We start from the raw sequence: 4034 nt of genomic DNA, 5'->3' as shown, positions 1-4034 counted from the left end.
TAGCATACCTGAAGGGGCATGAATGTTCGAAAGCGCACAGACGCGAGTGTTGCGCCGGACTAGGCTGCGAGCGATCCTAGACGCTCGCGAAGCGCTCGGGGCCCAACGGCCTCGGGGGGATGCCAATGTGCTGCGGTGAAGCAGCTCCGTCCGCGAACGCAGTGTTGCTGGCTGCGTGCCGGGTATGAGGCAGGAGTAACCTCGGCAGATTTTAGATCAAACGACGGTCGTTCTCGTGCGTACTTTCCTTCTCATTGTGAGAAAATATGACTACTGGTGAACGTTCTGTTCGTTGTAGTTGTCCTGCCCTCGCGCAGAACGGCACCTGCTCGGCGAGCAGGAACTCCGTCTCCGGTGACGATCAACACGATGGCCCGTCGATCGGACGATCACGACCCACCACTTCTGCGGCGCGGGATGATGCCGGTTGCAATCAGAGTTCTTTCGTCGTCCTCCCCCTTCCAGTCCTTCGAGCGTGGAATGCGGTTAGGCGGCACTTCAGAGGGCACCACGACTAGACGCGGGCCATCGCGCGCTTGAGATTCTTGTCGATGTCTTCACCGCGCCGCGGGCCCTCCGAGCGATTCAGCGAGAACCATCAGCCAGATCGCCAGCGCGCTCGCTATGGCGATGCCTCCAAGCATGGTTATGAGCCGCATTGAACGACGATGTGAAAAGCTCAGAGCCTCAGTGGGTAACAGCCGGCGTCAGCATTCCCATTTCAAACTGCAATCGGCGCTCAATTTGTCTGCCGCTTTTGGGCTGAAGCCCGCTCGATCAGGAAATCGTCCAAATCTCGGCCCGCAACGATGGCGATCGACCGGGCGGCGGCGGCGCGGATCGCGGGCGGGAGCGAGGCCCGGCGCAACTGAGGTGGCTCGATGAATCGATCGCGCTGCCTCGTGTTGCAAACCCCGGAGTACTGGACCGGCATATTAATCAGGCGGCCAAGAGTACAATTAATTCGTCGCGCTGCCCGATTTAAGCCGCATGGGAGCCGTTGTCGCCGCTGAGGCTCGAGCGGGGGTGGGGCGAACCCGGGAGTTTTCGATGTCCGGTCATTTGCGATTGTACTTCGCCAGCCTAGTCCTTGTTGGAGGTTTTTGGGCGGCGCCTGCGTCTTCCAATTCTCTTGCCGACTTCTTCGATACTGCTACGTCCCAACCCACGGTAACCTCTCCGCCGCAAGCCGAATGCGTGCCGCGTCCCGGTACCTCGACCACCGGCGGACAGCATTGGGTCTACCGAACGGACGGTCACCGCAAATGCTGGTTCCTGGCCGAGGGCGTCGCGACGGTGAAGAAGCCCATTCGGGCTCGCATGGCCAAAGACCGCAGCGCCAGTTTGGACGAAAACGGGACCACGCAGACCAGGCGGCGCGCCGTCGTTGATGCGCGCGCGGAGTTGCTGCGTTCCGCACCGCCCGAGCAATCTCAGCCGCCTGTACCTGGAATGAAGGTAGCTGATGCCGCTTCCGATCTCTTCACGGGCCTCACCCTGATGTCGGCGGTCCCCATTGTCGATCTTCCCAGCAACCAGCTCACGCCCGAACACTCCATGCCCAGCCGAGTCGACGTTGGGCAGCTTCTCGCCGCCGCGTCCGCCGACCCACCTCAAATTATACCGCTGGGCGCGCGCACTGCAGAGGCGCGCGACGAAGCCCGCAGCTGGACGGCCTGGTTTGGTGTGCTGCTGATGACGCTTGGCGGCCTCTCGCTCTTAAGCTCGAGCCGCACGCTTCGGTACGCGGTGAGATTACGCCACTGAGGTAGCGAGATACGAGGTACTGGCGCCGCGCGATCGATGGGATTCCACGGACCAGTATAGCGGAACTGCCCCACTTACAAAGGTTCCGTACGCCGCATTTAATTTGGCACTGCCTTAGACGGACATTCGACTACGATGATGGTCGCCCTTTGGGATGGGCCTGCATCATGCGGTACAAAGTGTTCGTGGTGGACGGCAGCCGGCAAGTGATCTGCGCTGCAAAGCTCGACTGCATTGACGAGCAAGCGGCGAGACGCCGAGCCGAGCAAATGCATGACGAGCACGACGTTGAGCTTTGGGAAGGCGGTCGACTTGTTGCCGTGTTCCGAAGTGCAACGTCGAATGAAAGTCGGAGCTAATGCGCGACCCCGAATAGACGGCCGGTCTCGCCGCCGAGTTAGTTCGAGCGTTGTGGGGCATCCCGGCCCGGCTGGTTGCCGACACGTCGCAGCGACGTCGTCGCCGAGCCTCGCTACTGCGGGGATGAAGGCGCCAGTCCTCTTTCAAAATAGTGGCAGATGCGAGGAACGCGGGCAATCCGTCCATCGAATCGCGCGAGTGAGCCAACGCGGGTCAACCTTCGGACCGGCGGGTCTCTAAACGGCTCTTGCTCCGCCGCTCGCTTTGGTACGCCGTCTTCTGCCGATTGTTCTTGCTTCTACATGTCGGAGCTTACGTCGAAGCTTCTCCACCTGTCTAAGCTCCTCCAGAAGCGCCTGGTGACGTTCGCTCAGAACAGCACTAGAGAAAATCTGACGCGTACTCGACATCACATGCCTCAGAAAATGACTTGAAGGAAGAAGTCGACGAAAAGCGAAAGACAAGGGACACTCGACCGAAGCTCAATGAGCTGAAGCCGCAGCCGCCAGATGCTCCCAGTACTCGGCCTCTGCAAGCAGTTTCCAGCTTCTCTCAGGTTGGAGTACGGCAGTCTGTCGGCAAAGCAGCGCCATTGCACGAAGGCGGCGGGCAGCTTCCATTTCAACCTCCCATGTTTTCCCCAACCATATTTTTCAATTTTGAGATAGAGTCATCATGATTATATACCGTAATCAAATTTACCATTTAATGGCCGTCAATTTGGTTCCCTTGGTAAGCTGACTGGGAACTGGTTTCGGTTTAAGCTTCACATCGATTTCGAATGCTGCTCGCGGGGAACCTATTGCGCGGTAAAGCGAACGAGAAGCGTGCGCGGGGCAGCAACACGAGAAGCGTAGCTTCGTGCGCGAGCATCGCAATGTCAGAAATCCCAACCGAGGACTCTCGCCGCCCTCCAGGGCACGTGCGCCGGCTACCGAGCCATAACCCAGCAGTTGGGTTGCGTCAGCGGTCTGGCTACGCGCCTGGCTCTTAGAGCGCACCACCATTGAGTCCTGCGATGGTCTCAAGCTCTGGAACGTGCGCCCGGGCGACAAGGATGGCTACTGACCCGATGAGGATGACCAGCATCACATTCAAGCCAAGTTCGCCGCTTTACGGCGGGCGGGCCCGGATCGCATCGGATGCGCAAGTTAATAATCACAGGTTGGCGCAACGTATTGCGAGACTGTTACTTTCATGCCTCGTCTTCGCAGACAGGGCTGAGTTTGGCTCCAGCTGGCTCCCTGCGACTGTCGATCCACGCGAAACAAAGATCATCTTACGGACCGAGTGCATCTGGGAGACAAGCCGTAAAATTCCGGTGTCGCCTCGCAAGGAGGGGCGCAAGAGCCTCTTTGTTTTTGATTTCGATGCATTAATCATTAAATGTGGAGAATAAATAAAAAATGGACTGGCGCTTTCATCTAAAATAGATTTGATTTAATCAGGAGGGAATGATCGTGGCGCTTCTTGATCACGGTTGTCGCTTCTGAAGCCGCGAATATTGCAGAATCAATAATTGCCAACGTGGACGGTCAAGCACCGGCCACGATGGGCAGGGGGAACCGCTAGTTCTTTTGCGTAACTTGGCAGGGATTGTCGCTGGTGGCGTGCCTATCGCCGTCCGAGCGAGCGCTAGCAATTTGCGTGAATTGATTTTGCGGTGACGCTCTCTGCTCTGCATTGGCGGACGAGGGTTGCGAATGACGTGCACGCATTTTGTAGCAATGTTCGGCCGGGCTCGCGCAATTTCGAATTCTTCTTCGTCAACTTGCGATCGTTCGATCCAGCCAGGTTTGCGGTTTGCAAACATGGCGGCTGTCAGGCGCGCGATCCACTCGCGAGCTCGGAGCGACTCTAGCCCCAAACAGGCTTGAGCGGCACATGTTCTCTTTGCACGTTTTCGA

Annotated in this window: 1 protein-coding gene; it reads left to right on the top strand. The window is 58.2% G+C overall.

The genetic code is table 11. The features are described from left to right. Positions 1-1050 precede the first annotated feature (1050 nt). Positions 1051-1767 (top strand): hypothetical protein, encoded by a 717-nt coding sequence (locus IVB27_RS26395; RefSeq protein WP_247446026.1) that lies wholly within the window; start codon positions 1051-1053, stop codon positions 1765-1767. Positions 1768-4034 lie beyond the last annotated feature (2267 nt).

This window comes from Bradyrhizobium sp. 197 (assembly GCF_023073375.1).
GTDB lineage: Bacteria > Pseudomonadota > Alphaproteobacteria > Rhizobiales > Xanthobacteraceae > Bradyrhizobium.
The sequence above is the reverse complement of the archived record's forward strand: the minus strand, read 5'-3'. Positions and strand labels throughout refer to the sequence as shown.